We start from the raw sequence: 19716 nt of genomic DNA, 5'->3' as shown, positions 1-19716 counted from the left end.
GCCGCAGTGTTGCTGAACGGAATCAACCACATCGCGCTCATATCGAAGGACATCGACGGCCTGCGGGCCTTCTACAGCCAGGTCTTCGACGCCGAAGTCGGACCTACCGAGCCGCACGGCGAGAACGGCGACGAGACCATGACGACGATCCGCATCGGTCCCCACACCGAACTCAACGTCTTCACCATCGAGGGCAACCCCGAACCCGACCGGCAGACCCCGATGTGGGGGCGCGGCCGGCTGGACCACTTCGGCCTCCAAGCTGCGTCGACCGAGGGTTTCGAGACCATCAGGCAACGTCTCGTCCAACACGGCGCCAGTGACGGCGAGGTCAACGACTTTGGTGCGGTGCGCAGCGTGTTCTTCCGCGACCCTGACGGCCTCGAGGGTGAAGTTCTGGTCGCTAAATAGCCGTGGTGGATCGAACCTTTCACGCCTGCCGCACCGAGACTGTTATCACGCCCTCTCGGCGGCATCGTCGGACGTCCGGCTCGCCGGCCAACCCCATGATCAGGTGGTTCGTCCGGGACGGTGGTGGACACCACCACCTCGGTCGTTGCCGGTCGCTCCGAACAGCACCTACCCTGAGCGTTGTGGAACTCGGGCCCCAACGAATGTCCGGTCAGTCCGGGCAGACGGTGACGACGCCGGATCCATCTGAATCACGACGCACTTCGCCGATCCGCGGTGCGGCGGACTGGCTGCGCAACACCAACCGAAGCCCCGGACTCATCTCGCTGGTCCGTCGGGCCCGAAAAGGCTTGCCCGGCGATCCCGACTTCGGCGACCCCCTGTCGACGGCCGGTCACGGCGGGCCCCGTGCGGCCGCCCGCGCCGCCGGACGGCTGCTGGGCGAGCGCGGTGGTGCGTCGCGGGAAGTCAGCCTTGGTGCGCTTCAGGTGTGGCAGGCGCTCACTGAGGCGGTGTCGCGACGCCCGGCGAATGAAGAAGTCACCATCGTCTTCACCGACCTGGTGGAGTTCTCCAACTGGTCCCTGCGCGCCGGCGACGACAAGACCCTGAAACTGCTGCGGCGGGTGGCCCGGGCGATCGAGCCGCCTCTGCTCGACGCCGGCGGTCACATCGTCAAGCGGATGGGCGACGGCACCATGGCCGTGTTCACCGATCCCGGTGTCGCGGTAGCCGCGGTTTTGGAGGCCAAGCGCGCCCTGAAGTCCGTCGACGTCGACGGATACAAGCCGCGGATGCGGGTCGGCATCCACACCGGTCGCCCGCAACGCCTGGCCGCCGACTGGTTGGGTGTCGACGTGAATGTCGCGGCACGGGTGATGGAGCGGGCCACCCGCGGCGGCGTGATGATCTCGAGCGCCACGTTGGAGCAGCTCGAAGCCGACGACTTGGTCACACTCGGCGTGTCGGCCAAGCGAGTGCACTGGCCGGTATTTGCGAGCAAACCTGCAGGTCTCCCGGCTGATTTGGCCATCTACCGGCTCAAGCCGGCCCGGGGATCGGTCAGCGACTCATCGGAATCGGATCATTCGGACGACGACGGTCCGCGGGCATAGTAGATGGCGATGTTGATGCGGGTTCTGTCGCGGCTGTCGCGGGTGCGGATCACGCTCGGTTACGCGGCTGTGCTGATCGCCGTCAGCGCTGCGCTCGCCGGGCTGCACCCGCGTGCGCGCGCACACGTCATCGCGCAGGCCAGTACGAATCTGCACAACCTGGCCCGCGGTCATCTGGCCACGCTGTTGGACAGCGCCTTCGTCACCGACGCCGGCCCGATCTATTTCTGGCTGCCGTGCTTCGTCTGTCTGCTGGCGCTGGCCGAATTGATCTGGCGCAGTGGTCGGCTCGCCCTCGTGTTCATCACCGGCCATATCGGCGCGACCCTGCTGGTGGCGATCGGGTTGACCGCGGCGATCAAATTTCACTGGTTGCCATTGTCGGTCTCGCGTGCGAGCGATGTCGGGGTGAGCTACGGCGCGGTCGCGGTTCTGGGTGCGCTGACATCAGCCATTCCGGTGCGGTGGCGTCCCGCGTGGCTCGGCTTCTGGATTCCGGTCGGTGTGGCCGCGGCGGTCCTGGGCGAGGATTTCACCGACGTCGGGCATTCTGTCGCGCTGATGTTGGGCCTGCTGGTCGCCACCCGACTGGACGGTCCCGCGCGCTGGACGCGGGTCCGGTGCGCGCTGCTGACGGTGTCCGCGGTGTTCGGTTTCTTCCTGCTGGCGCACGGCGCCTGGTCGACGGTGGGCGCCGCAGTCGTCGGCGGGGTGGGCGCGTTGACGGCCGAGTTGCTGACCCGGTCGCGGGCCGCTCGTCGGCGGCCGTCGTCGGACATCGCACCCGAGCCCGTTCTCAACGGCTGAGGGTCAGGGCACCGCCCGCGAGTACAGCCAGCTGTCCCACAGCGGTGTCAGTGGTTGATCGCAGTAGTGGGCCGCCAGATCGGTGAACTGGTCGGTGCTGACGTTGCCGTGCCGGTGACGGTCGGTCCAGTCTTTCAGTAGCGCGAAGAATTGCGCGTCGCCGATACGGCCGCGCAGCGCGTGCAGTGTCAGTGCGCCGCGCTTGTAGACGCGGTCGTCGAACATGCGCCGTGGTCCGGGGTCGGCCAGTAGCAGATCCTGCGGGGCGGCGCGCAACTTCTGGTGGTACTGGCGGGCCAACGCGTCGGCGGCGGGGCCACCGCTGTGCTCTGACCACAGCCACTCCGCGTAGCACGCGAATCCTTCGTGCAGCCAGATGTCGCGCCATTGCCGGGCGGTCACCGAATTACCGAACCACTGGTGGGCCAGCTCGTGGGCGATCAGTCGCTCGCTGGCCCCGGTGCCGTCGCAATGGTTGGCGCCGAAGATCGAAATCCCTTGAGCTTCAAGCGGTATCTCCAAGTCGTCATCTGCCACGACGACGGTGTAACCGTCCGCCAGCGGATAGGGGCCGAACAGGTCGACGAACAACTCCATCATCTCGGGCTGGCGCGCGAAGTCCTGGTGGAATTCGTGTTTCAGCCGCTCGGGCAGTGCGGCGCGAATCTGCACCGGGGTCGTGCCCAACCGAATCAGCTCGTACATCCCGATCTGCAGGGTCATCAGATAGGTCGACGTCGGCTCGGGTTGCTCGTAGGTCCACTCGGTCTGCGCGGCCCGCGGGCGTCGAGAGGCCAGCCGCCCGTTGGCCACCACCCGATAAGGGTTGTCGGCGCTGATCTGGATCCGGTAGGCAGCCTTCGCGCTGGGATGGTCGTCGCACGGGAACCACGACGCCGCCCCGTTCGGTTGACCGGCGACCAGCGCGCCGTTGGTCAGTTCCTCGAAACCGACGTCACCCCAAAGCGATCGAATCGGCCGCGGCGAGCCGTGATAGTGCACCAGGATCGACATCGCCACATCGGATTCCAGCTTCGACGTCAGCCGGACGCGCAATTTGCGTTCACGACAAGCGAAGTGGGCCACCCGTTTGCCGTTGACCATCACCTTCGACACACTCAGGGCGTCGGACAGATCGAGGGTGAAGTCCTCCAGTTCGGTCAGGGTCGTGGCGGTGATCGTCGCCGAACCGGACAGCCGGTTGCTCGTGACCTTGTATTCCAAGACCAACTCATACTGCGAGACGCGATAGCCGAGATTGCCGACCTTCGGCAGATACGGGTCGATCACGGTCGAAGCCTGGCGGGGTGCCGACTTCTTGGGCGCACGTTTCACGCGGCCGCCTTCTTGCCGGTCTTCTCGCGTGGAACGTTCCATGGTCTGATCGGATTACCCTGCCAGCGAGTCGATTTGGGCACCGAATCACCACGCACCACCAGTGATGCCGGGCCGACGGTGACGCCGGCGCCGAGTCGGGCCGCGGGCAACGCCACACCGTGCGGGCCCAGCGTCGCGCCGTGCTCCAGCACCACTTCGTCCATCCGCATGATTCTGTCGTGGAACAGGTGCGTCTGCACGACGCAGCCACGGTTGACGGTGCTTCCGGGGCCGAGGGTGACGAGATCCGCCTCAGGCAGCCAATAGGTTTCACACCAGACCCCGCGGCCGACCTGGGCGCCCAGCGCGCGCAGCCACACGTTCAGCGCCGGTGTGCCACTGGCCGCGCGGGCAAACCACGGCGCGGCGACGGTCTCCACGAACGTGTCCGCGAGTTCGTTGCGCCACACGAACGACGACCATAGCGGAAATTCACCCGCCCGAATCCGGCCGACCAGAAGCCATTTCGCGGCGACCGCGATGCCGGCGGCCAACGCACCCGCGGTCAGCAGCACCACGCCGCCGCCCAGTGCGGCCGCCCAGAACCCGAAGATCCGGGCCAACGCCTGCAGCGCTCCCAGCACCCCGAGACCGATCGCGGCGGTCGTCATCACCGGGATCACTCGGAACCCTTCCACCGTTGCGCGCATCGCCTTCAACCGCCGCGGCGGTTCGTAGGTGCGCGTCGCATCGGCCTCAGCGGGGCGCCGGCGCAGTCGCATCGGGGGACTGCCCAGCCAGGACGAACCGCGCTTCGCCTTCGGCGGAGTGGCCGACAGCACCGCGACCAAGCCGTCGTCGGGCACCCGGCGGCCCGGTTGGGTGATGCCCGAGTTACCCAGAAAAGCCCGCCGGCCGACCGTCGTCTTCGCTGCGTAAATCCAGCCGCCGCCAAGCTCATACGAGGCGACCATGGTGTCGTCGGCCAGGAAAGCGCCGTCCTCGATGACGGTGAATTTCGGAGTCAGCAGCACGGTCGAGATCTCGGTGTCGCGGCCGACCTTGGCGCCGAGTAGCCGGAGCCACACGGGCGTGGCCAGGCTGGCGTAGAGCGGGAACAGATAGGTACGCGCGCCGTCCATCAGCCGTTCGGTCGCCCACAGCTGCCAACCGCTGCGGCTGCGGACCGGGTGGTAGCCCTCCCGCAGCCCGATCGACAGCAGCCGCACGGCCACAACCGTCATCGCCGCGTACGCAGCCATCCCTGCCATGGTGGCGACGGGCGTCCAGTACAGAGTCGGCAGCACTGCCTCCGACAAGTGTTGCGTGCGGTGAACGGCCACCCCGATCACCGACAGGCAGGCGGCGAGCGCCGTCAGCGGCATCGACGCCAGTAGCACCGACGTCAGCGCGTACACCACGACCCAGAGGGTTCGGCGCGGTGGACGCTCGTCGGGCCAGGGGTGTTTGACCCGACCGGATTTCACCGCGGGCGACCCCTTCCAGTACTGCCGGCTCTTGACCTTGCCGACGACACCCGAGCCGGGTGCGACATCGGCGTTCTTTCCGACAACGGCACCGGGCAACAGAGTCGTGCGGGTCCCGATCGTGGCGTCGTTGCCGATCGTGATCGCGCCGACGTGGAACGCGTCGCCGTCGACCCAGTGCCCGCACAGGTCCACTTCCGGCTCGACCGCGCTGCGATGCCCGAGCGCCAACAACCCTGTCACCGGCGGGATCGAGTGCAGATCGACGCCTTTACCGATGTCCGCTCCCAGGGCGCGCGCGTAGTAGACCAGCCACGGCGCACCGGCCAGGTTCACCGCGCCGCTGGCCTCGGCAAGTCGCTCGGCCAGCCACACCCGCAGATGCAAGGATCCGCCGCGCGGGTAGCTGCCGGGTTGCACATTCGGCAGCAGAGCCCGCGCGGCCAGCACCGAGATGCTCATCCGGCCCACTGGCGTGACGAACAGGAGGAAAGCCGAGCCGACCAGCCACCAGTTGACCGGGACGGTCCATGGCACCACGTGCAGGGCATCGGCCACGCCGTTGCCCAGCGCCAGCCAGGTCACCCATTGCAGCGCGGTCAGGGTGGTCAACGGCACCGCCAGTGCGGTCTGCGCGATCTGGGTCAACCTGGGTGTGGGCCGCACGATCCGCTCGACGACGTCGGGTGGCTTCTCCAGCTCGTCGAGGTAGCCGACCAGCGACCCCAGCCGCGGGTGGTCGTACAAGTCGGCGACGGTCACCTGCGGGTAGCGCTCCCGCAGGGCCGCGACCAGCTGGGCCGCGGCCAGCGACCCGCCGCCGAGCGCGAAGAAGTCGGCCTCCGGTCCGTCGACGGTGGCGCCCAGCAGCTCCCGCCACAGCCCGGCCAGCCAGCCGGCCGTGCCGACGAGGTCAGAAGTCTGCTCCACGTCGCCGCCGGGCGGGGGCCATGGCAGCGCATCGCGGTCGACCTTGCCGGATGTTCGGGTGGGCAGCTCGTCGACCCGGACCAGGCGCGGAACCAGCGCGGCCGGCAGCTGCTCGGCAAGTCGGGCACGGGCGGCAGCCATCTCGAAGTCCGGGTCGGCGCTGGCGATGTAGCCGACCAGAACCGGCGTGCCCGCCGCCGTCCGCCGAACCGCGGCCGCACCTCCGCTGACCCCGGGCAGGTGTACCAGCGCCGAATCGACCTCGCCCAGCTCGATACGACGTCCGCCGACCTTGACCTGATCGTCAGCGCGTCCACAGAAGACCAGACCCTCGCTGTCCAGCCGAACCAGGTCACCGCTGCGGTAGGCGCGCCGCCAGCCCAGCGTCGGCATCGCCGCGTATTTCTCGGCGTCCTTGACTTCGTCCAGATAACGGGCCAGGCCAACTCCGCCGATCACCAGCTCACCGATCTGACCTTCGGCCACCGGGAGTCCGTCACCGTCGACAACGGCCAGATCCCAGCCCGGCAGTGGCAGGCCGATGCGCACCGGTCCGTCGCCGTCCAGCCGTGCCGCGCAGGCGACCACGGTGGCCTCGGTGGGGCCGTAGGTGTTCCATACCTCGCGGCCGTCGACCGCGAGTCGAGCGGCGAGCTCCGGCGGGCAGGCCTCGCCGCCGAAGATCAACAGCCGCACCGCTTCCAGCGCCTCGGCCGGCCACAGCGACGCCAACGTCGGCACGGTCGACACCACCGTCACGTCGCGGCTGACCAGCCATGGCCCGAGGTCCATCCCGCTGCGCACCAGTGACCGCGGCGCCGGAACCAGGCAGGCCCCGTGCCGCCAGGCCAGCCACATCTCCTCGCACGACGCATCGAAGGCCACCGACAGCCCGGCCAACACCCGGTCGCCTGGCCCGATCGGGTTGTCCCGCAGGAACATCTGCGCCTCGGCGTCGACGAATGCCGCGGCGTTGCGGTGCGTGACCGCCACGCCCTTGGGTGTGCCGGTCGACCCTGAGGTGAAGATGATCCAGGCGTCGTCGCGGGGTTGCGGCGCCTCGGCCCGCCAGCCTCGTGAGGAACCGGGCCCGCGGGTCATCCCGCGATCGGAGACGATCGCCACCACGTTGGCTTCACCGAACACCAGATCGGCACGCTCGTCCGGGTCGTCGGCGTCCACCGGCACGTACGCGGCACCGGCGGCAAGCGTCGCCAGGATCGCCTCGTAGAGCGCGAAACTGCCGGACGGCATCCGGATACCGATCCGGTCCCCACGACCGATGCCGCGCGCCGCGAGCCAGGCGACGCTCGCTTCGATGTCGCTGATCAGTTCGCTGTAGGTGAGCTGGACTGTGCCGTCGTCGATCGCCGCGGCCTCCGGGAAGCAGGCGGCGGTGTCGTACAGGACGTCGATCAGGGTGCGAGGGCTCGCGGCACGCGGCGACAAGAGGTAGTGCTCCGGCACGCGTTCGGGAGCTTCGGGCGTCGCCACCCGTACGAAAATACTCAAGGCCGAGCGCTTCGACGGCTGGCGCGCGCACGGCGGGTGGGAAATGTGGCTGACGGCTTCCGATCGTCAGCAACGTGACCACCTATGATCGGCACTTGCGCCGCATGCCGTGCTGCGCTCGCAGTCCGTGCTTCATCAAGAGTTCACCGAGAAGGAGAGTGTCGCCGCGTGGGTGACCAGCCCCCGTCAACGGAAGCCCTGTCGCCGGAGGCGTTGACCGCCGCGGTCGACGCAGCCCGGCAGGCCTTTGCAGCCTCGGCTGATCTCGACGCGCTGGCGCGGGCCAAGACCGCACACCTCGGCGATCGCTCACCGGTGGCGCTGGCCCGGCAGGCTCTGGCCACGGTGCCCAAGGCTGAACGCGCCGATGCTGGGCGACTGGTCAACACCTCTCGGAGCGAGGTCCAAAGCAGCTACGACGACAGGCTCGCGGCACTGCGCGCGGAGCGTGACGCAGCGGTGTTGATTGCCGAGCGCATCGACGTGACGTTGCCTTCCACCAGGCAGCCGACCGGCGCGCGCCATCCGATCACGATCTTGGCCGAGCACATCGCCGACACCTTCATCGCAATGGGTTGGGAACTGGCCGAGGGGCCCGAAGTCGAGACCGAGCAGTTCAACTTCGACGCGCTCAATTTTCCCGCTGACCACCCGGCCCGCAGTGAACAGGACACGTTTTACATCGCGCCCGAGGGTTCGCGACAGTTGCTGCGCACCCACACCTCGCCGGTGCAGGTGCGGGCGCTGCTGGAGCGCACGCTGCCGGTGTATGTGATCTCGATCGGCCGCACTTTCCGCACCGACGAGCTCGATGCCACGCACACGCCGGTCTTCCATCAGGTCGAAGGGCTGGCGGTCGATCGCGGTTTGTCGATGGCGCATCTGCGCGGCACCCTGGATGCGTTCGCCCGTGCCGAGTTCGGCCCGCAGGCCCGAACCCGAATCCGGCCGCACTTCTTTCCGTTCACCGAGCCGTCGGCTGAGGTCGACGTGTGGTTCGAGAACAAGAAGGGCGGCGCCGGCTGGGTCGAATGGGGCGGCTGCGGAATGGTCAACCCCAATGTGTTGCGCGCGGTCGGGATCGATCCGAATGAGTACTCCGGGTTCGCGTTCGGCATGGGCTTGGAACGCACCCTGCAGTTCCGCAACGGTATCCCCGACATGCGCGACATGGTCGAAGGCGACGTCCGTTTCTCGTTGCCGTTCGGGGTGGGCGCCTGATGCGGATTCCCTACAGCTGGCTGCGGGAGGTCGTCGGTGCGGGCGCGCCCGGGTGGGACGTCGCGCCCGCCGACCTCGAGCAGGCCCTGGTGCGTATCGGCCATGAGGTCGAAGACGTCATCACGCTCGGCCCCGTGGACGGTCCGCTGACCGTGGGGCGAGTGTCGGCGATCGACGAGCTGACCGGATTCAAGAAACCCATCCGGGCCTGCAAGGTGGATGTCGGCGAGCAGCAGCCGCGTGACATCGTCTGTGGCGCAACCAATTTTGCCGTCGGCGATCTGGTGGTGGTGGCGCTGCCGGGGACCACGCTGCCCGGCGGATTCCACATCGCCACGCGCAAGACCTACGGCCACACCTCCGACGGGATGATCTGCTCGGCCGCCGAACTGGGTTTGGGCACCGACCATTCCGGCATCCTGGTGCTTCCGCCCGGGACCGCCCAACCGGGTGCGAGCGGCGCCGAGGTTCTCGGTCTCGACGACGTCGTCTTCGATCTCGCGATCACCCCGGACCGCGGTTATTGCATGTCGGTTCGAGGACTGGCCCGCGAAATAGCCTGCGCGTACGACCTGGACTTCGTCGACCCGGCCGCTGTCGCGCCGTTACCCCGCGAGGCCGAAGCCTGGCCGCTGACCGTCCACCCCGAGACCGGAGTGCGCCGGTTCGCACTGCGCCCGGTCACCAAGATCGACCCAACCGCGTTGTCGCCGTGGTGGTTACAACGCCGCCTGCTCCTCAGCGGTATCAGGGCGATCTCGCCGGCCGTCGACGCGACCAATTATGTGATGCTCGAACTCGGCCATCCGATGCACGCCCATGACCTCAACCGCATCTCCGGCGGCTTCGACGTGCGCTTCGCCGAACCCGGCGAAAAGGTCGAGACTCTCGACGACGTCGAGCGCACCCTCGAGGCGGCCGACGTCTTGATCGTCGACGATGTCGCAACCGCCGCGATCGCCGGCGTGATGGGATCGGGCAGCACCGAGATGCGCGACGATTCCACCGATGTGCTGCTCGAAGCCGCGGTGTGGGAGCCGGCCGCGGTCTCGCGCACCGCGCGACGGCTGCATCTGCCCAGCGAGGCCGCCCGCCGGTACGAGCGTGGGGTCGATCCGGCCATTTCCGTTGCGGCGCTGGACCGTTGCGCCGCCTTGCTCGCCGAGATCGCCGGCGGCAGCGTGTCGCCCACCCTGACCGACTGGCGCGGCGACCCGGCCCGCGACGACTGGTCGCCACCCCCGGTCGAGTTGGCCGCCGACCTGCCGGATCGGCTGGCCGGGGTGGTTTATCGCCCGGGCACCACGGCCCGCCGGCTGACACAGATCGGCGCCGCGGTGACCGAGTCGGACGGCAGCCTGACCGTGACGCCGCCGAGCTGGCGACCGGATCTGCTGCAGCCGGCCGACTTCGTCGAAGAGGTGCTGCGACTCGAGGGCCTGGAGGTGATCCCGTCGGTGCTGCCGGCGGCTCCCGCCGGTCGCGGGCTGTCCGGGGTGCAGCGTCGGCGCCGCGCGATCGGCAAGTCGCTCGCGTTGTCCGGCTTCGTCGAGATTCTTCCGACGCCCTTCCTGCCGGCCGGCGTCTTCGACGCCTGGGGCCTGCCCGCCGACGACGACCGGCGCCTGAGCACCCAGGTGCTCAATCCACTGGAGGCGGATCGCCCGCATCTGGCCACCACGTTGCTACCTGGGCTGCTGGAGGCGTTGTCGCGCAACGTTTCTCGTGGCATCGTCGATGTCGCGCTGTTTGCGATCGCGCAAGTGGTCCAGCCGACCGCACAGACCACAGGGGTCGCGGTGATCCCGGTGGACCGCCGACCCACCGATGAGGAGATCGCCACTCTCGACGCGTCGTTGCCGCGGCAGCCGCAACATGTCGCCGCGGTGCTCACCGGGCTGCGGGAGGCGCGCGGTCCGTGGGGTGGCGGGCGGCGATCCGACGCCACCGATGCGTTTGAAGCCGTCCGAATCATCGCTCGCGCCAGCGGAATCGACGTGCAGTTGCGGGCTGCCCAGTATCTGCCGTGGCACCCCGGACGCTGCGCGGAAGTACTGGTCGGCAACGCCGTGGTCGGACACGCCGGACAGCTGCATCCGGCGGTGATCGAGCGGTCCGGTCTGCCGAAAGGCACCTGCGCGCTCGAACTGAACCTCGACGCCATCCCCGTTGTCGACGCACTCACCGCACCCCGGGTTTCTCCGTTCCCGGCTGTGTTCCAGGACCTCAGCCTCGTAGTGAATGCCGACGTGCCCGCGCAGACGGTCGCGGATGCCGTTCGCGACGGGGCGGGGGAGTTGCTCGAAGAGGTTCGGTTGTTCGACGTGTTCACCGGTCCGCAGGTGGGCGAAGAACGCAAGTCGCTGACCTTCGCGCTGCGGTTCCGGGCGACCGACCGCACTCTCACCGAAGACGAGGCGAGCGCCGCTCGCGACGCGGCGATCGCGCACGCTACCGAGGCCGTCGGTGCCGTTCTGCGCAGCTGAAACACCCCGTCGAGAATGAGTTTGCACTGTCATGCATAGTCATGCAACGATGGGTGCCATGACCGAGTCGATACGGGTGGCCGTGGCCGGTGCCAGCGGCTATGCGGGCGGCGAGATCCTGCGGTTGCTGCTCGGCCATCCCGCATACCAGGACGGACGGTTGACGATCGGCGCGCTGACCGCGGCCGGCAGCGCCGGAACCGCGCTCGCCGACCACCATCCGCACCTGCTGCCGCTGGCCCAGCGCGTACTGGAGCCCACCGATCTCGACGTCCTGGAAGGTCACGATGTGGTATTTCTGGGCCTCCCGCACGGTCACTCCGCGGCACTGGCGGAGCAGCTCGGGCCGCAGACCCTGATCGTCGACTGTGGCGCCGACTTCCGGTTGACCGACCCGGGCGCCTGGGAGCGCTTCTACGGTTCGCCGCATGCCGGCAGTTGGCCGTACGGGCTGCCCGAACTCCCGGGCAACCGGGACGCACTGCGCGATACGCGGCGTATCGCCGTTCCGGGCTGCTACCCGACGGCCGCGGTGCTGGCGCTGTTCCCGGCGATCGCAGCCGATCTCATCGACCCCGCCGTCACCGTCGTGGCGGTCAGCGGCACCTCGGGGGCTGGCCGCGCCGCCAAGGTCGACCTGCTCGGTGCCGAGGTCATCGGGTCCGCCCGTGCCTACAACGTCGGCGGCGCCCATCGGCACACTCCCGAAATCGTCCAGGGCCTCGGCCAGGTCACCGACCGCGACATCACGGTGTCCTTCACCCCGGTCCTGATCCCGACGACGCGCGGCATCCTGGCCACCTGCACCGCACGGACTTCGGCGCCGTTGTCGCAACTGCGGGCCGCCTACGAAAAGGCCTACCACGACGAGCCTTTCGTGCACCTGTTGCCCGAGGGCCAGTTGCCGCGCACCGGTTCTGTCGTCGGCAGCAACGCCGCCCAGATCGCAATCGCCGTCGATGAGGACGCCTCGACGTTCGTCGCGATCGCCGCGATCGACAACCTGGTCAAAGGGACGGGGGGTGCGGCCGTGCAGTCGATGAACCTGGCGCTGGGATGGCCTGAGTCCGAAGGTCTTTCGGCGGTCGGAGTCGCGCCGTGACCGACCTCGTCAGCACCGCGCCATTGGTACGCACCCAGGGCGTCACGGCGCCGGCCGGTTTTCGCGCCACCGGGATCGCGGCGGGCATCAAAGTATCCGGAAAGCTCGACCTCGCACTGGTGTTCAACGAGGGACCCGATTACGCGGCCGCCGGGGTGTTCACCCGCAACAAGGTCAAGGCGGCACCGGTGCTCTGGACCCAGCAGGTGCTGGCCGACGGGCAACTGCGCGCCGTCGTGCTGAATTCCGGTGGCGCCAACGCCTGCACCGGGCCGGGTGGTTTTCAGGACACCCATGCCACTGCCGAGAAACTCGCCGCTGCATTGTCGGAGTGGGGCACCGAGACCGGAGCGATCGACATCGCGGTGTGCTCCACCGGCCTGATCGGCGATCGGCTCCCGATGGACAAGGTGCTGGCGGGAGTCGTGAACCTGGTGCACGAAATGGCCGGCGGCATCACCGGCGGCGACGAGGCCGCACGGGCCATCATGACCACCGACACCGTCCCCAAACAGGTTGCGCTGCATCACCCGAACTCATGGACCGTGGGCGGCTTGGTCAAAGGCGCCGGCATGCTGGCGCCGTCGCTGGCAACCATGCTGTGTGTGCTCACCACCGACGCCGTCGCCGACGCAGCCGCGCTCAAGCAAGCCCTGCAACGCGCCATTGCGCTGACGTTCGACCGGCTCGACATCGACGGCAGCTGCTCGACCAACGACACGGTGCTGCTGTTGGCCTCCGGCGCAAGCGAAATCGAGCCCAGCCAAGCCGAACTCGACGAGGCCGTACTCCGGGTCTGTGACGACCTGTGCGCCCAGTTGCAGGCCGACGCCGAGGGCGTCACCAAGCGCATAACAATCACCGTCACCGGCGCACTCACCGAAGACGACGCCGTCACCGCGGCCCGGGTGATCGCGCGCGACAGCCTGGTGAAGACCGCGTTGTTCGGCTCCGACCCGAACTGGGGCCGCGTACTGGCCGCGGTCGGCATGGCGCCGGTGCAACTCGACCCCGACCGGATCACGGTGTCGTTCAACGGTTCGGCTGTCTGTGTCGACGGTGTCGGGGCTCCGGGTGCTCGCGAGGTCGACCTGTCGGCCACCGACATCGAGGTGACGGTCACTCTGGGCGTTGGTGCGGCGGCGGCGTCGATTCGGACCACCGACCTGTCGCATGCGTACGTCGAAGAGAACTCGGCCTATTCGTCATGATCACCACCGAGATCAAGGCGCAGGTACTCGCCGAGGCGCTGCCGTGGCTGACCCGTCTGCACGGCAAGATCGTGGTGGTCAAGTACGGCGGCAACGCCATGACCAGCGACACGCTGCGGCGAGAATTCGCCGCCGACATGGCTTTTCTGCGCAACTGCGGCATCCACCCGGTCGTGGTGCACGGCGGCGGTCCGCAGATCAGCGCCATGCTGAAGCGCCTCGGTATCGCCGGCGACTTCAAGGGCGGCTTCCGCGTCACCACACCCGAGGTCCTCGACGTGGCCCGCATGGTGTTGTTCGGTCAGGTCGGCCGTGAACTGGTGAACCTGATCAACGCGCACGGCCCCTACGCGGTCGGGGTCACCGGCGAGGACGCGAACCTGTTCACCGCGGTCCGGCGCAGCGTCACTGTCGACGGTGTCGACACCGACATCGGCCTGGTGGGCAACATTGCCGCGGTGAATCCTGCGGTGGTGCTGGATCTCGTTGCCGCCAATCGCATTCCGGTGGTCTCGACGCTGGCTCCCGACGTCGACGGGGTGGTGCACAACATCAACGCCGACACCGCCGCGGGTGCGCTGGCCGAGGCGCTGGGAGCGGAGAAGCTGCTGATGCTCACCGACGTCGAGGGTCTCTACACCCGCTGGCCGGACAAGAATTCGCTGGCCGCCGAAATCGACACCGCCACCTTGGCCCAGCTGTTGCCGTCGCTGGAGACGGGAATGATTCCGAAGATCGAGGCATGCCTGAACGCGGTGCAGGGGGGCGTGTCCAGCGCACACGTCATCGACGGCCGCGTCGAACATTGCGTGCTGGTCGAATTGCTCACCGACAAAGGATCCGGAACGAAGGTGGTGAGCGCATGACCCGCACAGAGGGCCTGCAGGACCGGTGGTCCGCGGTGATGATGAACAACTACGGCGTTCCACCGGTGGCCCTGGCCAGCGGTAGTGGCGCCGTGGTCACCGACGTCGACGGCGCGTCCTACCTGGACCTGCTCGGCGGCATCGCGGTCAACATACTGGGACACGGCCACCCGGCCGTCCTCGAGGCCGTCACCCGTCAGATGTCCACGCTGGGCCACACGTCCAACCTGTACGCCAACGAGCCCGGCGTCGCCCTGGCCGAGGCGCTGGCCGGGTTGCTGGCCGCCGACTCCGAGACGCGTGTCCTGTTCTGCAACTCCGGCACCGAGGCCAACGAGGCCGCGTTCAAACTGTCGCGCCTGACCGGACGCACCAAACTGGTTGCGGCCCAAGACGCTTTCCACGGCCGGACGATGGGCGCCCTCGCGTTGACCGGTCAGCCGAGCAAGCAGGCGCCGTTCGCGCCGCTGCCCGGCGACGTCACCCATGTTCCCTACGGCGACACCGATGCGCTGGCGGCCGCGGTCGGTGACGACACGGCCGCGGTATTCCTGGAGCCGATCATGGGGGAGAGCGGCATCGTCGTACCGCCGGACGGCTACCTGGCCGCGGCCCGCGACATCACCGCCCAGCACGGCGCGTTGCTGGTCCTCGACGAGGTGCAGACCGGAATGGGACGCACCGGAACGTTTTTCGCCCATCAGCACGACGGCATCACCCCCGACGTCGTGACGATGGCCAAAGGTCTCGGCGGCGGCCTACCGATCGGCGCGTGCCTGGCCACCGGTCCGGCCGCACAACTGCTGACGCCGGGTCTGCACGGCAGCACCTTCGGTGGCAACCCGATCTGTGCCTCCGCCGCGCTGGCGGTCCTGCGTGTGCTGGCCGACGACGACCTGGTGCGTCGCGCCGGCGCGCTCGGAAAGACGTTGCGCCACAGCATCGAATCGCTGCGGCATCCGTCGATCGACCACGTCCGCGGACGCGGCCTGCTGTGCGGCATCGTGCTCACGACGCCGTCCGCGAAAGATGTCGAGACCGCCGCCCGCACGTCCGGATTCCTGGTCAACGCGGCCGCGCCCGACGTCGTCCGACTGGCGCCGGCGCTGACCATCACCGAGCCGCAGCTCGACACGTTCGTCACGGCGTTGCCGGGCATCCTCGACACCGCCAAGGGGGCACAGTGACTCGACACTTCCTGCGCGACGACGACCTGACGCCCGACGAGCAGGCCGCCGTCCTGCAGCTCGCCGCCGAACTGAAGAAGAACCCGTTCAGCTACCGCCCGCTGGAGGGCCCGCGCGGCGTCGCGGTCATCTTCGACAAGAACTCGACCCGCACCCGGTTCTCCTTCGAGGTGGGTATCGCTCAGCTCGGCGGGCACGCCGTCGTGGTCGACGGACGCAGCACCCAGCTCGGCCGGGAAGAAACGCTGCAGGACACCGCGCGAGTGTTGTCCCGCTACGTCGATGCCATCGTGTGGCGTACCTACGGGCAGGCCCGGCTGAGCGCGATGGCCGAGACCGCGACGGTTCCGATCGTCAACGCGCTCTCCGACCAGTTCCATCCGTGCCAGGTGCTGGCCGATCTGCAGACCATCGCCGAGCGCAAGGGATCGCTGCGGGGCTTGCGGATGACGTACTTCGGTGACGGGGCCAACAACATGGCGCATTCGCTGATGCTGGGCGGCGTAACGGCGGGCATGCACGTCACCGTCGCGGCCCCGGCCGGGTTCGCGCCCGATCCGTTGTTCACCGCGGCGGCCCAACACCGTGCCGCGGACACCGCAGGGTCGGTCACCATCACCGCGGACCCGATCGTCGGAGCCTCCGGAGCCGACGTGCTGGTGACGGACACCTGGACGTCGATGGGTCAGGAGGACGACGGGCTCGATCGAGTACGGCCGTTTCGCCCGTTCCAGCTCAACGCCGAGCTCTTGGCCAAGGCTGATACTGAAGCCGTTGTGCTGCACTGCCTTCCGGCACACCGCGGGCACGAGATCACCGACGACGTGATCGACGGCCCGCACAGCGCGGTCTGGGACGAAGCCGAGAACCGGCTGCACGCGCAAAAGGCGCTGCTGGTGTGGCTGCTGGAACGGTCGACGTGACACGCGCGAAGACCACCTCGGACATCACCCGCGTGGGCCGGCAGGCCCGCATCGTGGGGATCCTGTCATCGGCCGAGGTCCGCAGCCAGAGCGAGCTGGCCGCCCTGCTGGCCGCCGAGGGAGTCGAGGTCACCCAGGCGACGCTGTCCCGGGACCTGGAAGACCTCGGCGCGGTGAAACTGCGCGGGGCCGACGGCGGCGTCGGCGTGTACGTCGTACCGGAGGACGGGAGCCCGCTGCGGGGCGTGTCCGGTGGCACGGCGCGACTGTCGCGGCTGCTGAGCGAGGTGCTGGTGTCCACCGATGCCTCCGGCAACCTCGCCGTGCTGCGTACTCCACCCGGCGCGGCGGACTACCTGGCCAGCGCCATCGACCGGGCTGCACTGCCCTACGTGGTCGGGACCATCGCCGGGGATGACACCATCTTCGTGGCGGCCCGCGAGCCGATGACCGGTGCCGAACTCGCACGCTTGATTCAAGACCTGACGTAACACAGCACCAACAAAAGGAGATCAGTTCATGTCCGAGCGCGTCATCTTGGCGTATTCCGGCGGTTTGGACACCTCGGTGGCGATCAGCTGGATCGGCAAGGAGACCGGCAAAGAGGTGGTCGCGGTCGCGATCGACCTGGGGCAGGGCGGCGAGGACATGGAGGTCGTGCGCCAGCGGGCGCTGGACTGCGGCGCGGTCGAAGCCGTCGTGGTCGACGCCCGTGACGAGTTCGCCGACGGCTACTGCCTGCCGACCATCCTGTCCAACGCCCTCTACATGGATCGCTACCCACTGGTGTCGGCGATCAGCCGACCTCTCATCGCCAAGCATCTGGTCAAGGCGGCCCGCGATCACGGCGGCAGCATCGTCGCACACGGTTGCACCGGCAAGGGCAACGACCAGGTCCGCTTCGAGGTCGGATTCGCTTCTCTGGCACCGGATCTGGAGGTCCTCGCACCGGTCCGCGACTACGCGTGGACCCGGGAGAAGGCCATAGCGTTCGCCGAAGAGAACGACATCCCGATCAACGTCACCAAGCGCTCACCGTTTTCCATCGACCAGAACGTGTGGGGTCGGGCGGTGGAAACCGGCTTCCTGGAACACCTTTGGAATGCCCCGACCAAAGACGTCTATGACTACACCGAAGACCCGACGGTGAACTGGAACACTCCCGACGAAGTCATTGTCGGCTTCGACAAGGGTGTGCCCGTCACCATCGACGGCAACTCGGTGTCGGTGCTGCAGGCGATCGAAGAGCTCAACCGTCGCGCGGGCGCGCAGGGCGTCGGGCGCCTCGACGTCGTCGAGGACCGGCTGGTCGGCATCAAAAGCCGTGAGATCTACGAGGCCCCGGGGGCGATGGTGCTCATCACCGCGCACGCCGAACTCGAGCACGTCACGCTCGAGCGCGAGCTGGGCCGGTTCAAGCGTCAGACCGATCAGCGGTGGGCCGAATTGGTGTACGACGGGCTGTGGTACTCGCCGCTGAAGACGGCGCTGGAGACCTTCGTCACCAAGACCCAGGAGCACGTCACCGGCGAGATCCGAATGGTGTTGCACGGTGGGCACATTGCCGTCAACGGCCGACGCAGTTCCGAGTCGCTGTACGACTTCAACCTCGCCACCTACGACGAAGGCGACACCTTCGACCAGTCGATGGCCAAGGGCTTCGTCTACGTGCACGGGCTGTCGTCCAAGCTGGCGGCGCGCCGGGATCTGGCCACCGACGAGTCGTGAGCACCAACGAGGGTTCGCTGTGGGGCGGGCGGTTCGCCGACGGGCCGTCCGATGCGTTGACCGCGCTGAGCAGGTCGACCCATTTCGACTGGGTGCTGGCCCCGTACGACGTGGTCGCCTCCAAGGCGCACGCCCAGGTGTTGTTCAACGCCGGCTTGTTGACCACGGATCAGCGCGACGGGTTGCTGGCCGGGTTGGACAGCCTGTCCGTGGACGTGGCCGACGGCAGCTTCGGGCCGCTGGTCACCGACGAGGATGTCCATGCCGCGCTGGAGCGAGGCCTGATCGACCGCGTCGGTCTTGAGCTGGGTGGCCGACTGCGGGCCGGACGCTCGCGAAATGATCAGGTGGCCACCCTGTTCCGGATGTGGTTGCGCGATGCGCTGCGGCGGGTGGCCGCCGGTGCACTGAGCCTCGTCGAGGCGTTGGCGAGCCAGGCCGCCGCCTACCCGGATGCGATCATGCCGGGCAAGACCCACATGCAGTCCGCTCAGCCGATTCTGCTGGCACACCACCTGCTGGCACATGCGCATCCGTTGTTGCGCGACGTCGACCGGATCATCGACCTCGACAAACGTACGGCGCTGTCGCCCTACGGTTCTGGCGCACTGGCCGGCTCATCGCTGGGTCTGGATCCGGACGCGATCGCCGCACAACTCGGTTTCGCGGCAGCCGCCGACAACTCGATAGACGCCACGTCGTCACGGGATTTCGCTGCGGAGGCGGCTTTTGTCTTCGCGATGATCAGTGTCGACCTCTCACGGCTTGCCGAGGACATCATCATCTGGAGCTCAACGGAATTCGGCTACGTCACGTTGCACGACTCGTGGTCGACCGGCAGCTCGATCATGCCGCAGAAGAAAAATCCCGACATCGCCGAGCTGGCGCGCGGCAAGTCGGGAAGACTGATCGGCAACCTGGCCGGGCTGCTGGCCACGTTGAAGGCGCAGCCGCTGGCTTACAACCGGGACCTGCAAGAAGACAAAGAGCCGGTATTCGATTCGGTGGCGCAGTTGGAGCTGCTACTGCCGGCGATGGCCGGCCTGGTCGGCAGTCTGACCTTCGACACCGAGCGAATGGCGGCGCTGGCCCCGGCCGGCTACACCCTGGCCACCGATATCGCCGAATGGCTTGTCCGGCAAGGGGTTCCGTTCCGCGATGCGCACGAGGCCGCGGGTGCGGCCGTGCAGGTCGCCGAGAAACTCGGCGTCGGACTCGAGGAGCTGACCGACGAGCAGTTGGCTGAGATCAGCGCCAGCCTGACGCCGCACGTACGCGATGTGCTGACGATCCAGGGTTCGGTGTCATCGCGGGACGCCCGTGGAGGTACGGCTCCTTCGCAGGTTGCCCACCAACGCAATTCGGTGCTGGCGACCGCTGAACAGCTTCGGGTCCGGCTGCGCCGCTAGCCGA

At 68.2% G+C, this 19716-nt stretch carries 15 protein-coding genes; 13 read left to right on the top strand and 2 right to left on the bottom strand.

Annotated elements, in window-relative coordinates; translation table 11 throughout:
- Window positions 1-6: 6 nt before the first annotated feature.
- The 3 genes from ACZYW1_RS00125 (at window position 7) to ACZYW1_RS00115 (ending at window position 2333) form a co-directional block, all read left to right on the top strand.
- Window positions 7-411, top strand: a complete 405-nt coding sequence (locus ACZYW1_RS00125; protein WP_463782265.1) for a VOC family protein — start codon at window positions 7-9, stop codon at window positions 409-411.
- Between the two features lie 203 nt (window positions 412-614).
- Window positions 615-1526 (top strand): adenylate/guanylate cyclase domain-containing protein, encoded by a 912-nt coding sequence (locus ACZYW1_RS00120; protein ID WP_463787608.1) that lies wholly within the window; start codon window positions 615-617, stop codon window positions 1524-1526.
- 9 nt (window positions 1527-1535) lie between these two features.
- Window positions 1536-2333: a rhomboid-like protein gene (locus ACZYW1_RS00115; RefSeq protein ID WP_463782264.1), complete on the top strand. Its 798-nt coding sequence runs from the start codon at window positions 1536-1538 to the stop codon at window positions 2331-2333.
- A gap of 3 nt (window positions 2334-2336) precedes the next feature.
- On the opposite strand, the gene ACZYW1_RS00110 is transcribed toward ACZYW1_RS00115, so the two are convergent.
- Complete coding sequence (locus tag ACZYW1_RS00110; protein ID WP_463782262.1) at window positions 2337-3710, bottom strand: M1 family metallopeptidase; 1374 nt, start codon at window positions 3708-3710, stop codon at window positions 2337-2339.
- Window positions 3665-7561 carry a Pls/PosA family non-ribosomal peptide synthetase gene (locus ACZYW1_RS00105; protein ID WP_463782261.1) on the bottom strand — a complete coding sequence of 1299 codons (3897 nt, stop codon included), beginning with the start codon at window positions 7559-7561 and terminating at the stop codon, window positions 3665-3667. Before ACZYW1_RS00105 ends, ACZYW1_RS00110 begins: the two co-directional genes overlap by 46 nt.
- Before the next feature lie 186 nt (window positions 7562-7747).
- On the opposite strand from ACZYW1_RS00105, the gene pheS reads away from it, so the two are divergent.
- From pheS to argH, 10 genes are read left to right on the top strand one after another with little or no spacing between them, the layout of a single operon-like run.
- On the top strand, window positions 7748-8800 hold the full coding sequence (pheS, locus tag ACZYW1_RS00100; RefSeq protein ID WP_463782259.1) for a phenylalanine--tRNA ligase subunit alpha: 1053 nt from the start codon (window positions 7748-7750) through the stop codon (window positions 8798-8800).
- Window positions 8800-11286, top strand: a complete 2487-nt coding sequence (gene pheT, locus ACZYW1_RS00095) for a phenylalanine--tRNA ligase subunit beta (protein ID WP_463782257.1) — start codon at window positions 8800-8802, stop codon at window positions 11284-11286. Before pheS ends, pheT begins: the two co-directional genes overlap by 1 nt.
- A 49-nt stretch (window positions 11287-11335) precedes the next feature.
- Window positions 11336-12388, top strand: a complete 1053-nt coding sequence (gene argC, locus ACZYW1_RS00090) for an N-acetyl-gamma-glutamyl-phosphate reductase (RefSeq protein ID WP_463787607.1) — start codon at window positions 11336-11338, stop codon at window positions 12386-12388.
- Window positions 12385-13599, top strand: coding sequence for a bifunctional glutamate N-acetyltransferase/amino-acid acetyltransferase ArgJ (gene argJ, locus ACZYW1_RS00085; RefSeq protein ID WP_463782256.1), 1215 nt, complete (start codon window positions 12385-12387; stop codon window positions 13597-13599). Before argC ends, argJ begins: the two co-directional genes overlap by 4 nt.
- Window positions 13596-14465, top strand: coding sequence for an acetylglutamate kinase (gene argB / locus ACZYW1_RS00080; RefSeq protein ID WP_463782255.1), 870 nt, complete (start codon window positions 13596-13598; stop codon window positions 14463-14465). The genes argJ and argB overlap by 4 nt, the downstream gene beginning before the upstream one ends.
- The gene (locus tag ACZYW1_RS00075) at window positions 14462-15652 is read left to right on the top strand and encodes an acetylornithine transaminase (protein WP_463782254.1); all 1191 of its coding nucleotides are present in this window, start codon (window positions 14462-14464) and stop codon (window positions 15650-15652) included. The genes argB and ACZYW1_RS00075 overlap by 4 nt, the downstream gene beginning before the upstream one ends.
- On the top strand, window positions 15649-16575 hold the full coding sequence (argF, locus tag ACZYW1_RS00070; protein ID WP_463782252.1) for an ornithine carbamoyltransferase: 927 nt from the start codon (window positions 15649-15651) through the stop codon (window positions 16573-16575). Before ACZYW1_RS00075 ends, argF begins: the two co-directional genes overlap by 4 nt.
- Entirely contained in the window at window positions 16572-17066 is a 495-nt protein-coding gene (locus ACZYW1_RS00065) for an arginine repressor (RefSeq protein WP_463787606.1), read from the top strand. Before argF ends, ACZYW1_RS00065 begins: the two co-directional genes overlap by 4 nt.
- A 28-nt stretch (window positions 17067-17094) precedes the next feature.
- Entirely contained in the window at window positions 17095-18303 is a 1209-nt protein-coding gene (locus ACZYW1_RS00060) for an argininosuccinate synthase (RefSeq protein ID WP_463782251.1), read from the top strand.
- Window positions 18300-19712 (top strand): argininosuccinate lyase, encoded by a 1413-nt coding sequence (argH, locus tag ACZYW1_RS00055; protein ID WP_463782250.1) that lies wholly within the window; start codon window positions 18300-18302, stop codon window positions 19710-19712. Before ACZYW1_RS00060 ends, argH begins: the two co-directional genes overlap by 4 nt.
- Window positions 19713-19716: the final 4 nt, after the last annotated feature.

It is taken from the genome of Mycobacterium sp. IDUB_36 (assembly GCF_055419225.1).
The sequence above is the reverse complement of the archived record's forward strand: the minus strand, read 5'-3'. Positions and strand labels throughout refer to the sequence as shown.